This is a genomic window from Rhodanobacter sp. GW835-FHT13D09 (assembly GCF_058793995.1).
In genome coordinates this window covers 453126-473334 of the sequence record NZ_JBXAGL010000001.1, presented here as the reverse complement: position 1 = coordinate 473334, position 20209 = coordinate 453126, and the positions used below count along the sequence as shown (strand labels likewise).

At 67.7% G+C, this 20209-nt stretch carries 19 protein-coding genes and 1 pseudogene; 7 read left to right on the top strand and 13 right to left on the bottom strand.

Features of this window, described 5'->3' with window-relative positions; translation table 11 throughout:
* Window positions 1-29: 29 nt before the first annotated feature.
* Window positions 30-2009: a DNA methyltransferase gene (locus tag AC1Q5A_RS02200; protein ID WP_492697813.1), complete on the bottom strand. Its 1980-nt coding sequence runs from the start codon at window positions 2007-2009 to the stop codon at window positions 30-32.
* A 106-nt stretch (window positions 2010-2115) separates the two neighbouring features.
* Here AC1Q5A_RS02200 and AC1Q5A_RS02195 point away from each other — a divergent pair, with 106 nt between their 5' ends.
* A complete protein-coding gene (locus tag AC1Q5A_RS02195; RefSeq protein ID WP_492697811.1) occupies window positions 2116-2514 on the top strand; it encodes a helix-turn-helix domain-containing protein in 399 nt (132 codons plus the stop codon).
* A gap of 209 nt (window positions 2515-2723) precedes the next feature.
* Here the strand turns inward: AC1Q5A_RS02195 and AC1Q5A_RS02190 are convergent, their stop codons facing one another.
* Complete coding sequence (locus AC1Q5A_RS02190; RefSeq protein WP_492697808.1) at window positions 2724-4106, bottom strand: L-serine ammonia-lyase; 1383 nt, start codon at window positions 4104-4106, stop codon at window positions 2724-2726.
* Window positions 4107-4183: 77 nt separating this feature from the next.
* Between AC1Q5A_RS02190 and AC1Q5A_RS02185 the strand changes: the two genes are divergently transcribed.
* Window positions 4184-4420, top strand: a complete 237-nt coding sequence (locus AC1Q5A_RS02185; protein ID WP_492697805.1) for a glutaredoxin family protein — start codon at window positions 4184-4186, stop codon at window positions 4418-4420.
* 79 nt (window positions 4421-4499) lie between these two features.
* Here the strand turns inward: AC1Q5A_RS02185 and AC1Q5A_RS02180 are convergent, their stop codons facing one another.
* From AC1Q5A_RS02180 to AC1Q5A_RS02155, 6 genes are all read right to left on the bottom strand, one after another.
* Window positions 4500-5072, bottom strand: a complete 573-nt coding sequence (locus tag AC1Q5A_RS02180; protein WP_492697803.1) for a DUF4337 domain-containing protein — start codon at window positions 5070-5072, stop codon at window positions 4500-4502.
* A 96-nt stretch (window positions 5073-5168) separates the two neighbouring features.
* Window positions 5169-6536 carry a DUF697 domain-containing protein gene (locus AC1Q5A_RS02175; RefSeq protein ID WP_492697798.1) on the bottom strand — a complete coding sequence of 456 codons (1368 nt, stop codon included), beginning with the start codon at window positions 6534-6536 and terminating at the stop codon, window positions 5169-5171.
* A gap of 10 nt (window positions 6537-6546) precedes the next feature.
* The gene (locus tag AC1Q5A_RS02170; RefSeq protein ID WP_492697796.1) at window positions 6547-7095 is read right to left on the bottom strand and encodes a YceI family protein; all 549 of its coding nucleotides are present in this window, start codon (window positions 7093-7095) and stop codon (window positions 6547-6549) included.
* Window positions 7092-7673 (bottom strand): cytochrome b, encoded by a 582-nt coding sequence (locus AC1Q5A_RS02165; RefSeq protein WP_492697794.1) that lies wholly within the window; start codon window positions 7671-7673, stop codon window positions 7092-7094. Before AC1Q5A_RS02165 ends, AC1Q5A_RS02170 begins: the two co-directional genes overlap by 4 nt.
* Window positions 7670-8290 carry a YceI family protein gene (locus tag AC1Q5A_RS02160; protein ID WP_492697791.1) on the bottom strand — a complete coding sequence of 207 codons (621 nt, stop codon included), beginning with the start codon at window positions 8288-8290 and terminating at the stop codon, window positions 7670-7672. The genes AC1Q5A_RS02165 and AC1Q5A_RS02160 overlap by 4 nt, the downstream gene beginning before the upstream one ends.
* A 296-nt stretch (window positions 8291-8586) precedes the next feature.
* A complete protein-coding gene (locus tag AC1Q5A_RS02155) occupies window positions 8587-9588 on the bottom strand; it encodes a polyprenyl synthetase family protein (RefSeq protein ID WP_492697789.1) in 1002 nt (333 codons plus the stop codon).
* 130 nt (window positions 9589-9718) lie between these two features.
* Here AC1Q5A_RS02155 and AC1Q5A_RS02150 point away from each other — a divergent pair, with 130 nt between their 5' ends.
* From AC1Q5A_RS02150 to AC1Q5A_RS02130, 5 genes and pseudogenes are all read left to right on the top strand, one after another.
* Window positions 9719-10921, top strand: coding sequence for an MFS transporter (locus AC1Q5A_RS02150; RefSeq protein WP_492697787.1), 1203 nt, complete (start codon window positions 9719-9721; stop codon window positions 10919-10921).
* 101 nt (window positions 10922-11022) lie between these two features.
* Window positions 11023-12006, top strand: a complete 984-nt coding sequence (locus AC1Q5A_RS02145; RefSeq protein WP_492697785.1) for a DedA family protein/thiosulfate sulfurtransferase GlpE — start codon at window positions 11023-11025, stop codon at window positions 12004-12006.
* A 163-nt stretch (window positions 12007-12169) separates the two neighbouring features.
* A complete protein-coding gene (gene ssb / locus AC1Q5A_RS02140; protein ID WP_492697783.1) occupies window positions 12170-12688 on the top strand; it encodes a single-stranded DNA-binding protein in 519 nt (172 codons plus the stop codon).
* A gap of 163 nt (window positions 12689-12851) precedes the next feature.
* The gene (locus AC1Q5A_RS02135) at window positions 12852-13241 is read left to right on the top strand and encodes a hypothetical protein (protein ID WP_492698110.1); all 390 of its coding nucleotides are present in this window, start codon (window positions 12852-12854) and stop codon (window positions 13239-13241) included.
* Window positions 13142-13471, top strand: a pseudogene (locus AC1Q5A_RS02130) (IS3 family transposase); the annotation flags it as partial. The gene AC1Q5A_RS02135 and the pseudogene AC1Q5A_RS02130, both read left to right, overlap by 100 nt.
* A 79-nt stretch (window positions 13472-13550) precedes the next feature.
* Here AC1Q5A_RS02130 and AC1Q5A_RS02125 read toward each other — a convergent pair.
* From AC1Q5A_RS02125 to AC1Q5A_RS02105, 5 genes are all read right to left on the bottom strand, one after another.
* On the bottom strand, window positions 13551-15533 hold the full coding sequence (locus AC1Q5A_RS02125; RefSeq protein WP_492697781.1) for a M1 family aminopeptidase: 1983 nt from the start codon (window positions 15531-15533) through the stop codon (window positions 13551-13553).
* Window positions 15534-15558: 25 nt separating this feature from the next.
* Window positions 15559-16785 carry an AGE family epimerase/isomerase gene (locus AC1Q5A_RS02120; protein WP_492697779.1) on the bottom strand — a complete coding sequence of 409 codons (1227 nt, stop codon included), beginning with the start codon at window positions 16783-16785 and terminating at the stop codon, window positions 15559-15561.
* Window positions 16782-17768, bottom strand: coding sequence for a carbohydrate kinase family protein (locus AC1Q5A_RS02115; RefSeq protein ID WP_492697776.1), 987 nt, complete (start codon window positions 17766-17768; stop codon window positions 16782-16784). The genes AC1Q5A_RS02120 and AC1Q5A_RS02115 overlap by 4 nt, the downstream gene beginning before the upstream one ends.
* Window positions 17765-19021, bottom strand: a complete 1257-nt coding sequence (fucP, locus tag AC1Q5A_RS02110; RefSeq protein WP_492698103.1) for an L-fucose:H+ symporter permease — start codon at window positions 19019-19021, stop codon at window positions 17765-17767. Before fucP ends, AC1Q5A_RS02115 begins: the two co-directional genes overlap by 4 nt.
* A 94-nt stretch (window positions 19022-19115) precedes the next feature.
* Window positions 19116-20168 (bottom strand): LacI family DNA-binding transcriptional regulator, encoded by a 1053-nt coding sequence (locus tag AC1Q5A_RS02105; protein ID WP_492697772.1) that lies wholly within the window; start codon window positions 20166-20168, stop codon window positions 19116-19118.
* Between the last annotated feature and the right edge of the window lie 41 nt (window positions 20169-20209).

Genomic DNA, 20209 nt, shown 5'->3' with positions numbered 1-20209 from the left:
GTGTCGATTGCTGGCATTCGCGAGTATGTTCATGCAGTCGGCCCCGCCGCCACCTGCACCACCTCGGCCTCGAAACCGAACACGTCGACCACGCGCACGCATACGCGGCGTTCGCCAGCCTTGCGCGTCACGCTGAAGCTCGCCTCGGTGACCACGCGCAACGGATCGTCGTCGTTGGCGGTGTTGCCGCGGTAGTCCTGCCAGACCGAGCGGAACACCGATCCGTCGTAGTCGGGGTCCACCGCCCAGTATTCGATCAACGCCAGCGGCTCGGCGTTCGCTACCTTGAGCAGCTTCTTCCTGTTCTCCTCGTCGAGGCTGATCGCCTCGGGTGAGAGCAGCACGTAGTTGTCCAGCGCGACCTGCAGCTGTTCCTCGTCGCCGCTGCGCGTGCGTCGCACCGGCTTGATCGTGAGGTACTGCAGGCTGGAGAAGCGCACCTGGCCGCGCAGCTTCTCGATGCCGCCTTTCTTGCGCAGGCGATCGAGCAGGTCGGGCGGGATGACCAGCACTTCCAGCCGCGCATCGTTCAGCGCGGTGATGCTCTGGCCGATCGACGGCTCGAAATTCCAGCCCAGCACCACCACCCGATCCCAGCCGCCGAGCAAGTGGTCGCGCTGGGCGATCGCCTTGCGCAGGGTGGCATCGCCGGTGAGCTTGTTCGGCGAATCGACCAGCACCAGGGTCTTCCTGCCGCCGTAGACCACCGCGCCGAGATTGCGCAGCGGGTTGTCCTCCGGCTGCAGCGGCAGCGCGCCGTACAGCGACAGCACGATGCCGGACAGGTCGCCGACGCGGAAGCTGCGCCCCATCGCGCTCTTTGCCGCCTCGACCTGGTAATCGCCGATCGCCTGGTACAGGAACGGCTTGGCGCCCTGGTCGATCAGCCGCTTGCGCATGATCATGCAGGCCGGCTTGCCGAGGTCGGTGGTGATCCAGCGGCGGCCGAGCTTTTCGGCGACGGCGGCGGTGGTGCCGGAGCCGCCGTTGAAGTCGGCGATGAGCGATTCTGAATTGGATGAGGCTTCGATGATTCGTGTCAACAGCGACTCTGGTTTTTCGGTGTTGTAGCCAGTGTTGTTTGGATTTTTTGTGACCTCAGCTTGTGCGATTTGCCATACATCGTCGGCGTTTTTGTCGGTATATGTGTCGTAGATGACGCGGCCAAACTCATCGCGAGCAGTATCCAGCTTCTGCGTTAGCGGATTCCATACGCGTCGATTGATCTTTCTTGAACCGTCCAACTGGATCTTTACGCCGTTCCAGATTGCGTCTTTTGTTTTTCGGTACGCAAAAATCGTGTCGTGATTCTTTGGAAGACCGTTGATGTTGCCCTGAAGCTTGTCCGGGTAGTGCCAGATGACTTCGTTAAAAAACGAGTCCTTCCCAAAGACATCATCCATAACGACCTTCACGTAATGGCCCACATGCCAATCGAGATGCACATAGATCGACCCACTGTCGCTCAATAGCTCTCGCATCAGTACCAACCGCGGCGTGATCATCGCCAGATACGACGCCGTGCCGTCCGACCACGTATCGGAATACGCGAACTGTTCGATCACCGTGGGCCGCTGCTCCAGTTCAACGATGGGCAGGAGCCCGAGTGCCCCGGAGGCCATGGATGGCCGAAAAGGGCCGCCGGGCAGCGAGATCTTGGTGCGGTAGTCGGCCTTGGAGTCGAACGGCGGGTCGATGTAGATCAGGTCGACCTTGCCGCGCAGGCTCGGCGTGTATTCGTCGCCGGCCAGGAGCGCGGCCATCGCCAGCAGGTTGTCGCCGTAGATCAGGCGGTTGGTCCAGTCGGCCGTGCCTTCCTCGCCCAGATGTGCCCGCCGGTTCGCCGCGGCGATCCAGTCGCTGTCGCGCGTGTCCTTCGACGGCAGTACCCATTCGCGTGTCTGCAGGCTGACCCGGTGCCGCCCTTCCAGACTCTCCAGGATCTTCTCGGCCTGCTGGCGTCCGCGGGCGACGATCTCGGGGAGTTGTTCCAGCAACGACTTCGGCATGGCGACGACCAACGTGAGGCGTGGTCGATCATGAAAGCAAAACTTTCAATTTTTATAAAGCGAAACTTTCAATAACGCGGCTGGGCGACGCCTATGGTCGCAGGCCATGAAGATCGACAAGAAAGCCTTTGCCGACCGCCTCAGGGCTGCCTTGAAGCACGAGGGGATCGAGGCGAATGCCTCGGAACTGGCTCGGCTCCTCGAACTGCAGGGCGAGGAAGTCTCCTCACAGGCGGTGTCGGGATGGCTTAACGGAAAGCATCGTCCGCGCCCGACACACATGGAGGCGCTGGCAAAGATTGTTGGCGTCGAGCCGCACGAACTGGAGTATCGGAGAGTCCGGCCAAAAGGCGTGCAGGACGTGAACATTGCATGGCCTGACCACGTGCGCGGTCGCGACCGGCTGGCTTTCGAGGACTACCTGCAGCTTTCCGACGACAAGCGAAAACTCGTCCGCGACCTGATCGCGGAGTTGGCAAAAGGTGCGCCGGGCAAGCTGCGCTGACGCACCAGGTGGGGCCTTGCCTTAGGGCGGGCCGTGCCCGCCGCTTCATGTTCGTGACGCAACAGCTGGCGGGCAGTGCCCGCCCAAGCTGCATCGGCGCCTTGCGCCTTCCCCGCGAGCAGCGGTGGGGTGCTTTTGACCTTCCGGCAAGCTCGGACAACCCCTCCCCTGAAGGACTCCCTCTGCCAGCAGGGAGAGGAGCAAGGACTTCAGCACTCGATGACGTTGACCGCCAAACCGCCGCGCGAGGTTTCCTTGTACTTGTCCTTCATGTCGCGGCCGGTGTCGCGCATGGTCTTGATCACCTTGTCGAGCGAGACGCGGTGCTTGCCGTCGCTCTTCAGCGCCATGCGGCTGGCGTTGATCGCCTTGACCGAGCCCATTGCGTTGCGCTCGATACAGGGGATCTGCACCAGGCCGCCGATCGGGTCGCAGGTGAGGCCGAGGTTGTGTTCCATGCCGATCTCGGCGGCGTTCTCGACCTGCATCACGTTGCCGCCGAGCGCGGCGGCAAGGCCGCCGGCGGCCATCGAGCAGGCCACGCCGACTTCGCCCTGGCAGCCGACCTCGGCGCCGGAGATCGAGGCATTTTCCTTGTACAGGATGCCGATGGCGGCGGCGGTGAGCAGGTAGTTGACGATGCCTTCGTCGTCCGCCTTCGGGCAGAAGCGCAGGTAGTAGTGGCCGACCGCGGGCACGATGCCGGCAGCGCCGTTGGTGGGCGCGGTGACCACGCGCCCGCCGGCGGCGTTCTCCTCGTTGACGGCGAGCGCGTACAGGTTGACCCAGTCGAGGATGGTCAGCGGATCCTTCAGCGCGGCCTCGGGCTGGTTGCGCAGTTCCTCGGCCATCGCCGGGGCGCGGCGCGCCACGTGCAGGCCGCCGGGCAGGGTGCCGGGCGAGCGCAGGCCGCGGGTGACGCAGTCCTGCATCGCCTTCCAGATGGTCAGCAGGCCGGCGCGGGTTTCCGCCTCCGGGCGCCACACGCTTTCGTTCGCCAGCATCAGCTGGGCGATGGTCAGGCCGTGCTGCTTGCACAGCGCCAGCATCTGCTCGCCGGTGGTGAAGGCGTAAGGCTGCTCGGTGGTGTCGGCGACGATGCGGTCCTCCGCCGCCTCGTCGGTGTTGACCACGAAGCCGCCGCCGACCGAGTAGTAGTCGCGGCTGGCCAGCTCGTTGCCGTCGGCGTCGTAGGCGGAAAAGCGCATGCCGTTGGTGTGGAACGGCAGTTTCTGGCGCTTGTTGAAGACCAGGTCGCGCTTCTCCTCGAACGCGATCTCGTGCTTGCCGAGCACGCGCAGGCGTTGCGTCGTGCGGATGCGTTCGAGCGTGGCGGGGATCCGGTCGGGATCGACCGTATCCGGGTGCTGGCCCTCCAGCCCCAGCAGCACCGCCTTGTCGGTGCCGTGGCCGCGGCCGGTCATTGCCAGCGAACCGTACAGCTCGGCGCGCACGCGGGCGACGCGGTCGAGCACGCCCTTCTCCTCCAGCCAGTGTTCGGCAAAGCGCGCGGCGGCGCGCATCGGCCCCACCGTGTGCGAGGAGGACGGCCCGATGCCGATCTTGAACAGGTCGAATACGCTGACGGCCATGGATGTGCTGCTGGTGAAGTGAATGAACCGGTTATTCTACGCGGCACCCCTGGTTTTGGCAGTCCGTTCGCAAGCGCATGTCCGACCTGATCCTGTACCAGCGCGACTACTGCCACCTGTGCGATCTCGCCCTGGCCGTGATGGCCGAGGCGCGCGCGCCGGATTTCGACAGCGTGTGGGTGGACGATGCGCAGGAACTGGAGCAGCGTTACGGCACCCGCGTGCCGGTGCTGCGCGACCTGCGCGACGGCCGCGAGCTGGACTGGCCGTTCGACGCGGCGGCGGTGGCCGCGTTCCTGCGGGTGGCCGGATAAGCGCCCGGTCCTTCCGCTCAGCCGCGCCGCGAGGCGGCAGCCGCATCGCGCTGCCGCAGCGCCCCATGCCGGGGACGACTCAGATGCCAAAATACGCCAGCGTGCCGACGACGAGGCCGAGACCGCCCATCACGAGCACCAGCCGGGCCAGCCACTGCTTGCGGGTGAGCAGCGCGATCGCGGCCATGGCGATGCCGATCTGCAGCAGCATCGTGGCCTGCGCCCACCGGTGGTGGCGGTGCATCTGCGCCTCGCTCTTTTCGTCGAGCGCGGCCGAAGCCTGTTCGAGCTTGTCGGCGGCGAGCTTGATCTCGGCCTTCTGCGCCGAGTAGCGTTTCATTTCGGCCGCGAAGAACGGCTTGCGCGCATCGCTGGACAGCTCCATGCCGAGCTCGCTCAGGTTCTGCTTGTTGCCCTTCGCCTGGTAGTAGTTCCACTGGTTGGCCGCCTCGGTTTTCCGGATGGCGGCATCGTTCTTGAGCAGGGCGGCGTCGGCCTGGGTGCTGCCCGCCATGTAGGAGAACATGGCGCCCATGGTGGCCAGGATGGCGGTGATCACCGCCAGGCGGCCGGCCATGCCGCGCGGCTCGCGTTCGGCGGCTTCGTCCATGTGGTTCTCGTGCACGCCGCGGACTTCGAATTCTTCTGACATGCGCTCTCCGAACAGCTGGCCAAGGTGGGATGCGGATTCTAGACGCGATTGCCGTGCACGCAGCATATCCGCAAGAACTATCGCGGTGTGACCGGTTCAGCGGGTGGCGCCGGGGTTCCTGAGCCGGCGCAGGATCTCCTCGCGCGCCTCGCGCAGGATCGAGTCGCGGTCGAGCCCGGCCACTATCTCGGCGACGGCGCGCTTGGCGCCGGCCTCACCCCACGACTTGCCGGCGACGAGATAGCGTTCGGCGGCGTGGCCGATCAGTACCGTGGCGTACCAGCCCAGCGCACCCTGCGCGGCGGCGGTGACCAGCACCGACAGGCCGGCGCTGACGCCCTTCAGCGCCGAGGCGACCAGCTGCATGCCCCAGATCGCGCCCATCAGCGCGGCCAGTTGCGCCGAGATCACCGCCACCAGCCGGCCGGATTCGGCGCGGGTCAGCGGCAGGCCGTATACGCGCGACAGCTGCACCACCATCGCCGCGTCCAGTCCGGCGGCGGCGAGCAGGTCGGCCACCGGGATCGGGTTCAGCGCCACCGCCAGGCCTTTAGCCAGGCAGTACTGGCGGATCAGTTTCGCCGCCACCGCCTGCCGTGTCTGTGCGATGCGCGCGCTCACCTGATCGGTGAGCCGGCCGGCGTACAGCCCGGCGTTGATCGCCGACAGCGTCTTGCCTTCGCGCGCGGCGATCGCCAGCAGCCGCTCGCGCAGGGCGGCGACGTCGGGCATGCGCGCCTGCTCGCGGATCTGCTCGTGGCCGCGCGCATCGACCTCGACCAGCCGTTGCGGCGCCGGCCGCGCGGCCACCGCGAGCACGTCTTCCGCGCGCACCAGGCCGGCCACGCGCAGGCGCAGGTGTGCCAGCAGGTCGGCGAGTTCGTCGGCGCCGTAGCGGTCGGCCTTGTTCAACGCCAGCAGCAGCGGACGCTGGGTGGCGGCCAGCGTCTTCAGCGCGTCGAGTTCCTCGCGGGTGAGGTCGCCATCGCCGACGAACACCACCAGGTCGCTGACCTCGGCCAGCTCGAACGCCAGCCGCTCGCGCGCCTCGCCGTCCAGTTCGTTGATGCCGGGCGTGTCGATCAGCACCAGACCGTCGTGCTGCGCCTCGTCGAGCATCGCGTGGCCGGCTTCGCTGGTGGTGTCGTGCAGCACGCCCACGGCGAACGCCTCGCGGCCGAGCAGGGCGTTGCCCAGCGCCGACTTGCCGGTGGAGACGCGGCCGAACACGGCGACGTGCAGCTCGCCGCGCTCGAGCTTGTCCAGCATCGCCTCGATGCGGCCGAAGTCGCCGGCCAGTTCGCCGCGCACCGCGGCCGGGATGGTCGGGTCGTCCAGCAGCGCGCGCAGGCTGTCGGCCACCCGCGTCGAACCGGCGGCGCCGCGAGGCGGTGTGGCTACCTGGCGGCCTGGATCGGGTCTGACCCAGCCGCGCAGGCGTTGCCACAGCGTGTCGCGCGCCATCGCGGCGGCGTTATTTCGGCGCCAGTTGCAGGTGCGCGGTGACCTTCACCTCGCCGCCGATCACCGAGGTATCGGCGTAGTCGCCGGTGCCCACGCCGAAGTCGAGCCGCTTCACCGTGCCGGCCACGTCCAGCGTGGCGCCGCCGGTCTGCGGTTTGAACGTCACGTCCAGGCTCACCGGTTTGGTCACGCCGTGCAGGGTGAGCGTGCCGTCGGCGGTCACCTTGCCGCCGCTCCGGTGGAAGCCGGTGGTGACGAAGTGCGCCTTCGGGAATTTCGCCACGTCGAAGAAGGCCGAACCGGGCAGCGCCCCGTCGCGGTCCTTGTCACCGGTCTTCACGCTGGCCAGGTTCACCTCCACGTCGAACTTCGACGCGGCGAGGTTGGCCGCGTCGTAGCGGATCGCCGCGGTCCACTGTCCGAAGTGGCCGTCGAACGATTCGCCCTGGAAGGTGTTGCTGAAACCGAGCGTGCTGGACGCCGGCTGTACGGTGTAGTCGGTGGCTGCAGCAAGCCCGGGCAGGGCGAGCGCCAGCAGCAGGGTGGCAAGGCGTTTCATCGGGAGTCTCCTTCGGAAGCGGGGGAGGCGCGCAGACGGCCGAACGGCAGCATCCGGCGCAGCGTGTTGTCATGGTCGAGCAGGTGGTGTTTCAGCGCACCGCCGACATGCGCCACCAGCACCAGGATGAGGAACCAGAACAGGTACTCGTGCACGCCGTGCGCGAAATCGCGCAGCGCGTCGTTCTTCTGCGCCAGCGCCGGCAGGTTGAACAGCTTGAACCACTGCAGCGGCTTGCCGGTGACCGAGTTGAACCACCAGCCGCTGAGCGGCAGCAGCACGATCAGCACGTACAGCGCGCCGTGCGCCGCCCGCGCGGCAAGCTGCTGCCAGCGCGGCGCCGGTTCCTCGGCCGGGCGGCGGTCGGTCCAGCGCCAGGCGATGCGCAGCAGCACCAGCGCCAGCACGGTAAGGCCGATCGACTTGTGCAGGGCCAGCCAGTTGATCTTCTGCATCGGCGAGCTGGCCAGGTCCATCAACAGGCCGAACAGGCCGTTGCCGAGGATGCCCAGCGCGATGATCCAGTGGAAGAACCTGGCGACCGAACCCCACTGGCGGTCGTTGCTGCGCAGAGTCATGGCGTTTCCTTGTCGGGTGGAGCGGCTTGGTCGTCACGGATGGCCTCCAGCTCGAGCCATATGCTGACGTTGGCGCCGATCGAATTCGGATCGGCGGTGATGCTGAAGCTGTTGCGGTCCAGGCTGGCGGTGGCCGAAAAGCCGGCGACCTCGTGCCGTTCGTAGATGGTCCTGGCGGCGCGGTTGAAGGTGAATGACAGGTCCAGCGGGCGGGTGACGCCATGCAGGGTCAGCTCACCGTGCAGCACGCCGTGGTACTCGTCCTTGCGCTCCACCCCGGTACTGCGGAAGTGCGCGTAGCGGTGATTCGTGCAATCGAGCAGGGCCGGCTTGCATACGGCCTTGTTCCAGTCGGCGTCGCCCATGTCCACGCCGGCCAGGTCGATGTCCAGCTCAGTGGCCGCCGTGCTCCAGTCGCCAGGGTCGAAACGCAGCCAGCCGCGCGCAATGTGCAGCCGCCCGAATGGCCGCGAGTAGCCGTTGTGGCTGATGCTGAAGACGACCTGGCTGTGCACCGTGTCGTAGCGCCAGCCGTCCGCGGCGGCGTGCGCCGCCGCCAGTGGCAGCAGGGTCGCCGCGAGACACCACAGCCAGCGGGTTGGGCGCAGTCGGAACATGCGGTGAAGTCTGGCCGATCAGTGGCGAGGCCGCCAGCGACGGGGGCTGAACGATGGGTTTCCGTGGGTGAGCCAATGAGGGGGTGCGAGGTGTGGCCTGGGGCGAAGAGCAACCCCACCCCAACCCTCCCCTGCGTTGCAGGGGAGGGGGCAGAAGCGGCACGTTTGGTTCCTCCCCCTGCGTAGCAGGGGGAGGTCAGGAGGGGGTGCTCTTGATCTTCGCCAAGTTCACGAAGAGCGGCCCTGCGTCAACCCTCCCACGCGTTGCGGGGGAAGGAGCAACGCGGTTCATGGAGTCAGAACGTGCGCTGCACCGAGTAGTCGGCCAGCGTGGCCAGGGCGTCGCGGTGGGGCGAGGACGGCAGGGCGGCGAGGGCCTCGCGGGCGGCGCGGGCGTGCAGCAGGGCGCGGTCGCGGGTGCGTTCCAGCGCGCCGGAATCGCGGATCGCGGCGATGATGCGGTCGAGCGAGTCGAGCCCGCCGTGTTCGATCGCATGGCGCAGCGACTGCACCTGTTCCGGATTGGCCTTCTCCAGCGCGTAAATCAGCGGCAGGGTCGGTTTGCCCTCGGCGAGGTCGTCGCCGATGTTCTTGCCCAGGGTGCCGGCGTCGCTGGTGTAGTCGAGCAGGTCGTCGGCGATCTGGAATGCGTAGCCCAGTTCCATGCCGTAGCGGCGCAGTGCGGCCACTTCGCCTTCGGGCAGGCCACCGAGCAGGCCGCCCAGTTCGGTGGCGGCGGCGAACAGCACCGCGGTCTTGCGTTCGATCACCGCCAGGTAGGCGGCCTCGCTGACGTCGGCGTTGCCGATATTGAGCAGCTGCAGCACCTCGCCCTCGGCGATCGTGTTGGTGGTGTCGGCGAGGATGCGCATGATGCGCATGTCGTCCAGTTCCACCATCAGCTGGAACGAGCGCGAGTAGAGGAAGTCGCCCACCAGCACGCTGGCGGCGTTGCCCCACAGCGCGTTGGCGGTCTTGCGGCCGCGGCGCAGGTCGGAATCGTCGACCACGTCGTCGTGCAGCAGGGTGGAGGTGTGGATGAACTCGATGATCGCGGCGAGCTTGGTGTGATGCTCGCCGCGGTAGCCGGCGGCGCCGGCGGCCAGCACGTGCAGCATCGGACGCAGGCGCTTGCCGCCGCCGGCGATGATGTGGTCGGCGATCTGGTTGATCAGCACCACGTCGGAGGACAGCCGCCGGCGGATCAGCGCGTCGACGCACTGCATGTCGGCGGCAGCGAGGTCGCGCACCTGGGCGAAGTCGGCGGGGCGGGTGGCGTCGGCAGGCATCGAGTTCATGGGTGCATCGCAGCGGCGTTAGGCGTGATTATAGGGGCTGCAGGAATTTGCGCCGCGACATGTCACCACAGTCGTGGCGCATGGCGCCCCCTATAATGCCGGTCATGTCTTTGGCGATGTACATCTCCCGGTGAGCAAACTCTCCAGTCTCGAACTGCGCAGCGCGTTGACCCTGGCCTGCGTGATCAGCCTGCGCCTGTTCGGCCTGTTCCTGATCATGCCGGTGTTCTCGCTGTACGCGAAGGCGATGCCCGACGCCACCGGCTTCATGATCGGATTGGCGCTGGGCGTGTACGGCATCGGCCAGGTGCTGCTGCAGATCCCGCTGGGATTGCTGTCGGACCGGATCGGGCGCAAGCCGGCGATCACGTTCGGCCTGCTGCTGTTCGCTCTCGGCGGGCTGATCGCGGCGATGTCGCACACGCTGGTCGGCATCGCGGTCGGCCGCGCGGTGCAGGGCATGGGCGCGGTGGCCGGCGCCGGCATCGCGCTGGCGGCGGACCTTACCGCCGAGGAAAACCGCGGCAAGGCGATGGGCATCATCGGCGTGTCGATCGGGCTGGCGTTCCTGCTGGCGCTGATCCTGGGGCCGCCGCTGGAAGCGGTCGCCGGGTTGCCCGGACTGTTCGCCGCCACCTCGATCCTGGCGCTGGCCTCGCTGGCGCTGCTGTGGCTGATCGTGCCCACGCCGGCGCGGGCCCGTGCGCCGGCGGCGGCCGGCTTCGGCCCGGTGCTGGCGATGCTGCGCGACGGCCGCATGCTGGTGCTGAACGGCTCGGTGTTCTTCCTGCATGCGCTGCTCACCGCCAGTTTCGTCGGGCTGCCGCTGCTGCTGGCGAACACGCTGCACCTGCCGGTGAACCGGCATTGGGAGCTGTACCTGCCAGTGATGACGGTGGCTGCGTTCGTGATGGGCGCGAGCCTGCACCACATGCGCGAGATCGCGCAGAGTCTGCGCATCGTGACGGTGTGCGTGGTCGCGATCGGGCTGGCCCTGCTCGGCTTCGCGCTGTCCGGCAGCCACCTGGCGGCGTTCGGCGTGGCCGCGGCGGTGTTCTTCTCCGCCTTCAACCTGCTCGAGGCGGCATTGCCCAGCCTGGTCTCGCGGCTGGCGCCGGGGCACCTGCGCGGCGCGGCGATGGGGGCGTATTCGACCAGCCAGTTCATCGGCGCATTCGTGGGCGGCGCGCTTGGCGGCATCGCGCTGGGCCGGCTCGGCCCTGACGGCGTGTTCGTCTGTGCCGCCGCACTGACCCTGCTGTGGCTGCCGCTGGTGGTCGCCGGCTCGCGCCGGATCGGCCGCGCTGCCGCGGTACGGATGCAGGCCGTGTAAGGCGCGGTTCCTGCAGGCGCGAAGGGGTTTGCAATGGCCGCCCCGCGGCCCAATCATGAGCCCCTGCGGCGTGGCCGCACCGTGCATCGGGTACCGCTTCGATGGCTCATGAAATCATCGCGCTGATCGCGCACTACGGCGTGCTGCTGGTGTTCCTCAACGTGCTGGTGACCCAGCTCGGCGCGCCGGTGCCGGCGGTGCCGACGCTGGTGGTGGCCGGTGCGCTGGCGGCGCATGGGCAGGTGTCGCCGGTCAGCGTGCTGCTGGTCACCGTGGCCTCCTGCCTGCTCAGCGACGCCCTGTGGTACGCCGCCGGCCGGCGCTATGGCGGGGGCGTGATGCGCCTGCTGTGCCGCATCTCGCTGTCGCCCGATTCGTGCGTGCAGCGCTCCGAGCTGCAGTTCCAGCGCTGGCGCGGGCAGGTGCTGCTGATCGCCAAGTTCGTGCCGGGGCTGACCACGGTGGCGCCGCCGCTGGTGGGCGCGATGGGCTTGCCGCTGTCGCGGTTCGTGTTGTTCGACGGGCTGGGTTCGCTGCTGTGGGGCGCGGTGGCGATCGGGCTGGGCTATGCCTTTGCCGAACAGATCGACGACCTGCTGCAGGCCATCGCGAATACCGGCACATTTGCGCTGGGAGTGTTGCTGGGCCTGCTGGCGCTGTACGTCCTGGCACGCTGGTGGCAGCGCCGGCGCCTGCTGCGCACGCTGCGGATGGCGCGCATCACGGTCGAGGAACTGGAGCGGGCGATGAAATCGTCGCCGGCGCCGATCGTGCTGGACGCGCGCGCGGAAGGCTCACGGCAGCTCGATACGCGGGTGCTCCCCGGCGCTCTGCTGCTCGACGACCGCGGCATCGACCGCACCGTGCACGACATCCCGCTCGACCGCGAGCTGGTGGTTTACTGCAACTGCCCGAACGAAGTATCCGCCGCCAGGGTGGCCAAGGTCCTGATGGCGCAGGGTTATCGCCGGGTGCGCCCGCTGCTGGGCGGGCTGGAGGCGTGGGACGCGGCCGGCTACGGGGTCGAACGCCTGCCTGCCCCGTCCGCTGCCGCCGACCCGCGGCCGGCCGGCACGCCGGCCTGAAGCGTCGCCTGGCCCGGACCGACCGGGCTGGACGAAACCCACGTCTGCCGGGGATTCCGGGCCGCTGCGCCAGGCCCTTCCCGCGGTTATCATAGCCAGCCTGATCCACCACTCCGGCCGCAACCCACCGCAGACTTGCGCCCGGCTCAACGAGGACATACCCATGGCACGTGGCGTCAACAAAGTCATCCTGATCGGCAACCTCGGTTCAGACCCGGAGCTGCGCAGCACCGGCAGCGGCATGAGCATCTGCAGCTTCAGCCTGGCCACCTCCGAGTCGTGGACCGACAAGCAGTCCGGCGAGAAGCAGGAGCGTACCGAGTGGCATCGGATCAAGATCTTCGGCCGGCTGGGCGAAATCGCCAACGAGTACCTGAAGAAGGGGCGCCAGGTTTACATCGAGGGATCCATCCGCACCGACAAGTTCACCGGCAAGGATGGCGTGGAAAAGTACTTCACCGACATCATCGCCAGCGAGATGCAGATGCTCGGCGGCGGCAGCGAGGGTGGCGCGGGTGGCGGCGGTTTCCAGCGCGAACGCCAGCAGGGCGGTCAGCGCCAGGGCAGCGGCAGCAGCTCCGGCAGTGGCCAGTCGCGCGGCGGCGATTACGGCAGCCCGTCGCGCCCCTCGTCACCGGCACCGGCCGACAACGGCTTCGCGGACGATGAGATTCCGTTCTAGGACATACCTCAGGTCGTCCTTGTACTGACTTCATCCATAAACCCCCGATCTTTCGGGGGTTTTTTCTTTTTCAAGTTGGACAAATTCGTGCCGATTTCCGTTCCGAGTCCTCGCCTAAGCTGCACCTTGGAAACTGTTGCGGGCCTTTGATCGGAGCGTGGAGATGCAACTCGGATATAGAACACAGGGCTTCGTTCTGGAGGACGGCGAAAGGTATTGCCTGCTCGTCGATCCCGACACTGGCATGCCTCTCTTCTACCCGAACCTGTTTGTGACGACGCAGATCCGAAATCGATCGTTATCGATAGCCAGCATGGATGCCGCTTCTGCGGCGATCAACGTACTACTTACCTACTGCACCGAGCGCGGGATCGATCTGGAGACTCGAATTCGGGGGCGGCATTTTTTCAATCCTGCGGAGTTGGACGCGATCAGGGATGAATGCCAGAAGCGCAGCGGCAGGGCCGCTCGGAGGTCATCCTGCACTCCGATCGCGGTGGCCAGTTTATCAGCCGCACATACCAGAAGTTCCTCGGTGGGAACGCCTTGGTGAGTAGCATGAGTGCAGTCTGCCATTGCGCCGACAACGCAGCCTGCGAGGGGTTCTTCGGGATGCTCAAAAGAGAGCGGGTGCACCATAGCTGTTACCGGACTCGCGACGAGGCGCGAGCCGATCTGTTCGATTACCTCGAGCGGTTCCACAACCTGCGTATGCGTCGTAGAGTTGCCCGGCGCGACCGGGAGTTTTCAGCCTTAATCAAACCGTCCGTGGGAACGGGGTAGAACCCACTGAGCGAGGCGCTGGGGCGGGCGGTGCCCGCCCTACTAAACTTCTCTGCGGCTTACGGGAGACGAGGACGCTCTACTTCACCTGCAGCGTGTTGTTCGCGCGCTGTGCGTCCGGCAGCGCATGCGCCGGGTCGATGGTGGCCGAGACCACCTTGCGCGTGCCGGCCACGCGCACCACGTAGCTGCGGTGCTGCTGCCAGGTTTCCACCGGCACGCGGACATCCTGCTTGCTGCCGTCGTCGTAGACCACCTGCAGCGTGGCCGGCAGCACCAGCCGGTCGAGGTTGGCCACGGTGACTTCGGCGCCGTGGCTCCAGTTGCCGTCGATCGGTGCGACTTTCTGCACCGCCATGTCGAACGTCCAGTTGTGCCCGTACCAGCCGCGCCAGAACCAGCCGAGGTCCTCGCCCGTCTCGCTTTCCATGAAGCGGAAGAAGTCCGACGGGCTGGGGTGCTTGTACGCCCAGGTGGCGATGTAGCGGCGGAACGCGGAGTCGAAGCGCTCCGGCCCGATGATCTGCTCGCGCAGCAGGACCAGGCCGAACGCGCCCTTGAAGTAGCTGATCGGGTGGCGGTACTTCTCCGGCGTCATGTCGGCGCCGTTGAGCAGGGCCGGCGCAGCGGGGTCGGCGAGCACGGCGGCGATCTCGTCGGCGGGGTTGCCCTTGCCCGGCGCGTATTCGCTGTCGCGCTTGGGCGCGTACTCGCCGTGGTTGAAGGCGTCAGCCTCGTAGACGTCGATGAAGGTATTGAAGCCTTCGTCCATCCAGGCGTCGCGGCGCTCGTTGCTGCCCACGATCATCGGGAACCAGCTGTGCCCGATCTCGTGCGCGATCACCATATGCAGAATCCTGCCCCTGGCCAGCTTGTGGTCGAAGGTGATGCCGGGATACTCCATGCCGCCAGCGGTGCCGGCCTCGTTGATCGCCACCGGCCACGGGTACGGATACCACTGCCTGGAGAAATACTCGGTCGACGCCTTGAGGTATTCGGTGGCGCGGCCCCAGGCATCGGCGCCGCCGCTTTCGGCGGGGTAGACCGACATCGCCAGCGCGGTCCTGCCCTCGGGCAGGTTGATCCGCGCCGCGTCCCACACGAACGCCTTTGAGGCGCCGAACGCCACGTCGCGGGTGTTCTGCATGCGGAAATGCCAGGTCAGCGTGCCCGGCTTTTTTGGATCACGGGGCTGCGGGCGGCTGGACGGCTGGGTCACTTCTTCCGCCGTGCGGATCATCACGGTGGCGTCGCTGTGGCGCGCCTGCTCCAGCCGCTGCTGCTCGGTCTTCGTCAGCACCTCGCCGGGGTTCACCAGCTCGCCGGAGCCGGCCACGATCATGTCCCACGGCACGGTGATCGCGTAGTCGAAATCGCCGTATTCGAGGTAGAACTCGCTGTTGAGGTAGGGCGCGGTATCCCAGCCGCGCAGGTCGTCGTAGACGGCCATGCGCGGGTACCACTGCGCGATCTCGAAGATCTCGCCGTTCTTGCTGGGGTTGACGTCGGTGCGGCCGCCGAACTCGCCGGGCACGGTGTAGCTCCAGGCGACGTGCAGGCGCAGGCTGCCACCGTTGCCCTTCAGCGCCGCGGGCAGCTGTACCTGCATGCGCGTGTCGGAAACCAGCCACTTCACCGGCTGCCTGCCCCCGTGCGCGTCTTCCACCTCGACCGAGGCGATCTTGTCGCCGTCGGTGAACTCGGTGGGGAACCTGCTGGTGAACGCGCCGCGGGCGTCGCGGCGGTAGCGGTTCTGGTCGAGCTGCAGCCATAGCACGTCGAGCGCGTCGGGGCTGTGGTTGGTGTAGCTGATCACCTCGCTGCCGCTGAGCCGGCGCGTGGCCGGATCGAGCGTGGCCTCGATCCTGTAGTCGGCGCGGTTCTGCCAGAACAGCGGACCAGGCTTGCCGCTGGCGGAGCGGTACGCGGTGGCTGGCTGCGGGTAGCTGTACGGCGCGAAGGTCTGCAGCGGGTCGAAGCGCGAGGCCGTGTCGTCGGCGAACGCGGGCGCCGCCAGCAACATGGTGGTCGTGATGGCGAGGAACAGCGCCGGCTTCTTCATGCGATGCCTTGGGAAAGGTGGCGGATCACGGCCGGCCACCGGCGCGCAGCAGCGCCAGCACTTCGTGGCAGGCGCCCATGGTGTGGTAGTCGGTCTTGCCGGCCGGGCTCTTCTCGTCGCTGAGCTTGCGGTTGTCGCGGCTGAGGATGCGGTACCAGGCGCCATGGCGGTGGTCGACGAAATGCTGCCAGGCGTAAGCCCACAGTTTGCCGTACCAATCGTCATACCTGGCCAGGCCGGTGCGCGCGTGCAGCAGCGCGGCGGCGGCGAGCGATTCGGCCTGCACCCAGAAGTACTTGTCGTCGTCGCAGACGCTGCCGTCCGGCGCGAAGCCGTAGCAGAGGCCGCCGTGTTCGTTGTCCCAGGCGCGCGCCAGCGCAGTGTCGAACAGGTGCATCGCGGTGGGCAGCAGCCAGTTTTCCTCGCGGCCGCGCTCCAGCAGCAGCGGTTCCAGGATCAGCAGCAGCTTGGCCCATTCGGTCTGGTGGCCCGGCTGGAAGCCCCATGGGCGGAACAGGTGCTTCGGGTCGTCGCGGTGGTAGTCCCAGTCGATGCGCCAGCCGGCGTCGTAGTGTTCCCACACCAGCCCGCCGCCCTGTGCCGCCTGGCGGCGGGTCATGTGGTCGGCGAGGGTGAGTGCCCGCTCCAGGTAGCGCGGCTCGTCGCTGGCCTGGTACGCGGCCAGCATCGCCTCGCACATGTGCATGTTCGCGTTCTGCCCGCGATAGCCGCTGAACTGCCAGTTCGCATCCGCCTCGTCGCGGTAGAGCCCGGCGTCGGCATCCCAGAAGCGCTGCTCCAGCAGGCCCCAGGTTTCGTCCATCCAGGCGGCGGCCTCGCCGATGCCGGCCTTCACCGCGCTGGCGTAGGCGAGCAGCACGAAGGCCACGCCGTAGGCATGGTTGGTGCGGTCTTCCGGCTGCTCGTCGCGGATCGTCCAGGCGTAGCCGCCGGTATACGGGTCGCGATGCACCTCACGCAGGTAGCGCAGGCCGTGGCGCGTCGCCTCCAGGTATTCGCGCTGGAGCCTCGCGTCGTCGCCGAACTCGATCGCCGCCATCGCGTAGTTGAAGACGAAGCGGGTGCTGCTGACCAGGTGCCGGTGGCTGCGGTCGTAGATCGTGCCGTCGTCCCTGAAATAATGGAAGAAGCCGCCCGCCGGGTCGATCGCACGGGGATGGTAGAACGCCATCGTCTGGGCAATGTGCTCGCGCAGGAAGGTCGCCGAGCGGAAGTCGGGCGTGGTGTTCATGCCTGGTGCTCCATGAAAGCGAGTACCTCGTCGCCATGCGGCATCGCGGCGAACGAGCCCTGGCGGGTCACGGTGAGTGCGCCGCAGGCGGCGGCGAAGCGCAGCATGGCGTGCAGGCGCGGCAGGGCGGCGACCAGGCGGTCGAGCCGGTCGGGGGCGGCTTCCAGCTCGGCCAGGCAGCACAGCAGCCCGCCCACGAAGGCGTCGCCGGCGGCAGTACTGTCGACCACCGCAACCGGATAGCACGGCAGCTCGCCTTCGGCCTCGGGATGGAACCAGCGCAGCGGCCGCGCGCCGTCGGTCACCACCACCAGCCGTGTACGCCCCAGCCACAGCCGGTCCAGCGTGACCTGTTCGCCGTCGACCGCCAGCCAGGCGAACTCCTCGGCGCTCAGCTTCACTACGTCGGCCAGGTGCAGCGCCGGCCACAGCAGCGGACGCGGATCGGCATCGGCCGGCCACAATGCCGGCCGCAGGTTGACGTCGAAGCTGACCAGCGCGCCGGCGCCGTGCGCGCGCTGCATGCCTTCGCGGGTGGTCGCGGCCAGCGCCGGATCGGTCATGCTGTTGGAACAGACGTGGAACACGGCGAGGTCGCGGAACGCCTCCGTACGAAAGTCGGTCGGCCGGAAGCGCAGGTCCGCCGTGTCGTTGCGGTAGAAGCTGAAGCTGCGTTCGCCGTGGGCATCCAGCGTGACAAACGCGAGCGCGCTGTTCGCCGCGTCGGTGCGCACCACGTCGGTGGTGCCGACGCCGGCCTGCTGCAGGCTGTCGAGCAGGAAGTCGCCGAAGCGGTCGCAGGCAAGCATGCCGGCGAAGCGGGCCTGCCCGCCCAACCGCGCCGCGGCCACCGCCACGTTGGCCGGCGCACCGCCGGCGAACGGCACGAAGCGGGCGGCGAATCCGCGCGTGTCGACACCGTCGGCGTGCAGGTCGATCAGCGCCTCGCCGAAGCACAGGATGGATCGCGTGGTCATGCTCAAGGGCTTACACCGGCATCCGGCGCCGGGGCGCTGCGGATGCGCGAACCGCGCAGGCCGTAGAACACGATGTACAGGTAGCACAGCAGGGGCAGGAAGAACGCATGCTGCAGGCCGATCCGGTCGGCGACGATGCCCTGCGCGAACGGCACGATCGCGCCGCCCACGATGGCCATGATCAGCAGGCTTGAGGCCTTGCTGGTCATCGGACCCAGCCGCTCGATGCCGAGTGCGAAGATGGTGGGGAACATGATCGAGTTGAACAGGCCGATCGCGATGATGCTGTACATCGCCAGCGCGCCACTGCTCGACATGGTGGTCAGCACCAGCAGTGCGTTGATCGCAGCAAACGCGGCCAGCAGCTTGCGCGGCGAGAACTTCGCCATCAGCGCCGAGCCGACGAAGCGGCCGATCATCGCGCCGCCCCAGTACCACGAAACGTAGCCGGCGGCCTGCTGCTCGCTCAGGTGGCCGATCTCGGGCATCGACAGGTAGTTGACCATGAAGCTGCCGATCGACACTTCCGCGCCGACGTAGCAGAAGATGCCGAGCACGCCGAACAGCACGTGCGGATGGCGCAGCACTTCGGCGAAGCCGTGGCGCGCATGGTCGCCCTTGTCGGTGGCCTCGCTCAGCGCGGGCAGGCGGAACAGCCACACGAAGACCGCCAGCAGGAACAGCACCACGGCCAGGCCGATGTATGGTCCCTGCACTGCCTGCGCCTGCTGGGTGTCGTAGAGCAGGCGTTGCGCCGGTTCCAGCGCAGCCAGTTCGTCCGGGCTTTTCACCACGTTGGAGAGGATCAGCAGGCCGCCGAACCACGGCGCCAGGAAAGTGCCGAACGAATTCAGCGCCTGCGCCAGGGTCAGCCGGCTGGAGCTGGTGCGCTCCGGGCCGAGCAGGGCCACGTAGGGATTGGCCGCCACCTGCAGCACGGTGATGCCGGTGGCCAGCACGAACAGCGCGCCGAGGAAGGCCGGGTACAGATGCAGCCCCGCGGCCGGCCAGAAGCCCAGCGCGCCGACGCCGGCGATCGCCAGCCCGGCCACGATGCCTTTCTTGTAGCCCAGCGTGGCGACCAGCCGGCCGGCCGGCATCGCCATCAGGAAGTACGCGCCGAAGAAGGTGAACTGCACCAGCATCACCTGCGCGTAGCTGAGCTGAAAGGTCGACTTCAGGTGCGGGATCAGGATGTCGTTGAGGCAGGTCAGGAAGCCCCACATGAAGAAAATAACGGTGAGCACGCTCATCGCCATCGGGAAGTCGGTGTAATGCTCGCCGCGGGCAGGAGTGCCGGGCGTGTGTGACGCGGGTTGGACGAAGGCCATGGGGTTCCCCGGGGTTTGGTGGTCAGGCGATGGGTGGTGGACAGCTGCTTTCGCGGACAATCAGTCGTACCGGCGCCACGGTTTGCCGGCTGGCAGCCTGCGGTTGCCGTAGGCGCTCAAGCACCAGCTCCGCCGCCTGCCCGCCGCGCTCGTGCGGCGCGGCCGACAGGGTGGTCAGCGGCGGCATGCCGAGCGCGGCCTCGGCGATATCGTCGAAACCGGTCAGCGCGAAGTCATGGCCGGGACGCAGCCCGCGCTGGTTGAGGCCGAGCATCAGGCCCAGCGCGACCGCGTCGTTGTAGCAGACCGCAGCGGTGGGAGCGAGCGCACCGACAAACAGGGCCGGGGTGTGGTGGGCGGCATCCAGCCGGGTCGGCGCGCATTCGATGCGCCAGTGCGGCTCGGTGCGCAAGCCGGCGCCGCGCATCGCCTCGGCGTAGCCGGCGTGGCGCTGCCGGCACGAGCTGGAATCGTGATGGCCGCCGAAGAACGCGATGTGCCGGTGGCCGCGCTCGAGCAGGTGTTCGGTGGCCAGGCGGGCGCCACGCTGGTTGTCCAGCATCAGCTGGTCCCAGTGCGCGAATTCGGGCAGCGTGCCCCCCAGCTCGCGGTTGAACAGCAGCAGCGGCGCGCGCCGGCCGACCGCGGCCAGCACGTCCGCTGCACGGCTGTGCTCGGCCGGCGACAGGATGATCCCGGCCGGGCCGTGCTCCAGCAGCGAGCCGAGCACGGCCTGTTCGCGCGCGGGCGATTCGCCGGTGCAGCCGAGCAGGGTGACGAAGCCGGCGGCGGCCAGCGCCTCGTCCACGCCGGCGGCGAATTCCGCGAAGAACGGGTTGGCCAGATCGTTCAGCACCAGCGCGATGCTGGTCGAGGTGCGCCGGCGCAGGTTGGCGGCGGCACGGTTGTAGACGTAGCCTTGGCGGCGCAGTTCCTCCTCGACCCGGGCGCGGGTGAGCTTGTTCACCAGCGGACTGCCGCGCAGCACCAGCGAGACCGTGGCGCGCGACATGCCGCAGCCGGCGGCGATGTCGTTCAAGGTGACCTTGCGCCCGATCGGGATATGGCTGGACATGCGACTTTACCGGTTTGGAACGATCCAAAATTAGCTTATCG

Excerpts from the sequence above, each read along its gene's own strand:
- AC1Q5A_RS02190 (WP_492697808.1), bottom strand. The coding sequence starts at position 4,106 with ATGGCCGTCAGCGTATTCGACCTGTTCAAGATCGGCATCGGGCCGTCC.
- AC1Q5A_RS02120 (WP_492697779.1), bottom strand. The coding sequence starts at position 16,785 with ATGAACACCACGCCCGACTTCCGCTCGGCGACCTTCCTGCGCGAGCAC.
- AC1Q5A_RS02160 (WP_492697791.1), bottom strand. The coding sequence starts at position 8,290 with ATGTTCCGACTGCGCCCAACCCGCTGGCTGTGGTGTCTCGCGGCGACC.
- AC1Q5A_RS02105 (WP_492697772.1), bottom strand. The coding sequence starts at position 20,168 with ATGTCCAGCCATATCCCGATCGGGCGCAAGGTCACCTTGAACGACATC.
- AC1Q5A_RS02195 (WP_492697811.1), top strand. The coding sequence starts at position 2,116 with ATGAAGATCGACAAGAAAGCCTTTGCCGACCGCCTCAGGGCTGCCTTG.
- AC1Q5A_RS02125 (WP_492697781.1), bottom strand. The coding sequence starts at position 15,533 with ATGAAGAAGCCGGCGCTGTTCCTCGCCATCACGACCACCATGTTGCTG.
- ssb (WP_492697783.1), top strand. The coding sequence starts at position 12,170 with ATGGCACGTGGCGTCAACAAAGTCATCCTGATCGGCAACCTCGGTTCA.
- AC1Q5A_RS02185 (WP_492697805.1), top strand. The coding sequence starts at position 4,184 with ATGTCCGACCTGATCCTGTACCAGCGCGACTACTGCCACCTGTGCGAT.
- AC1Q5A_RS02155 (WP_492697789.1), bottom strand. The coding sequence starts at position 9,588 with ATGAACTCGATGCCTGCCGACGCCACCCGCCCCGCCGACTTCGCCCAG.
- AC1Q5A_RS02135 (WP_492698110.1), top strand. The coding sequence starts at position 12,852 with ATGCAACTCGGATATAGAACACAGGGCTTCGTTCTGGAGGACGGCGAA.
- AC1Q5A_RS02145 (WP_492697785.1), top strand. The coding sequence starts at position 11,023 with ATGGCTCATGAAATCATCGCGCTGATCGCGCACTACGGCGTGCTGCTG.
- AC1Q5A_RS02175 (WP_492697798.1), bottom strand. The coding sequence starts at position 6,536 with ATGGCGCGCGACACGCTGTGGCAACGCCTGCGCGGCTGGGTCAGACCC.
- AC1Q5A_RS02200 (WP_492697813.1), bottom strand. The coding sequence starts at position 2,009 with ATGCCGAAGTCGTTGCTGGAACAACTCCCCGAGATCGTCGCCCGCGGA.
- AC1Q5A_RS02170 (WP_492697796.1), bottom strand. The coding sequence starts at position 7,095 with ATGAAACGCCTTGCCACCCTGCTGCTGGCGCTCGCCCTGCCCGGGCTT.
- AC1Q5A_RS02180 (WP_492697803.1), bottom strand. The coding sequence starts at position 5,072 with ATGTCAGAAGAATTCGAAGTCCGCGGCGTGCACGAGAACCACATGGAC.
- AC1Q5A_RS02165 (WP_492697794.1), bottom strand. The coding sequence starts at position 7,673 with ATGACTCTGCGCAGCAACGACCGCCAGTGGGGTTCGGTCGCCAGGTTC.
- fucP (WP_492698103.1), bottom strand. The coding sequence starts at position 19,021 with ATGGCGATGAGCGTGCTCACCGTTATTTTCTTCATGTGGGGCTTCCTG.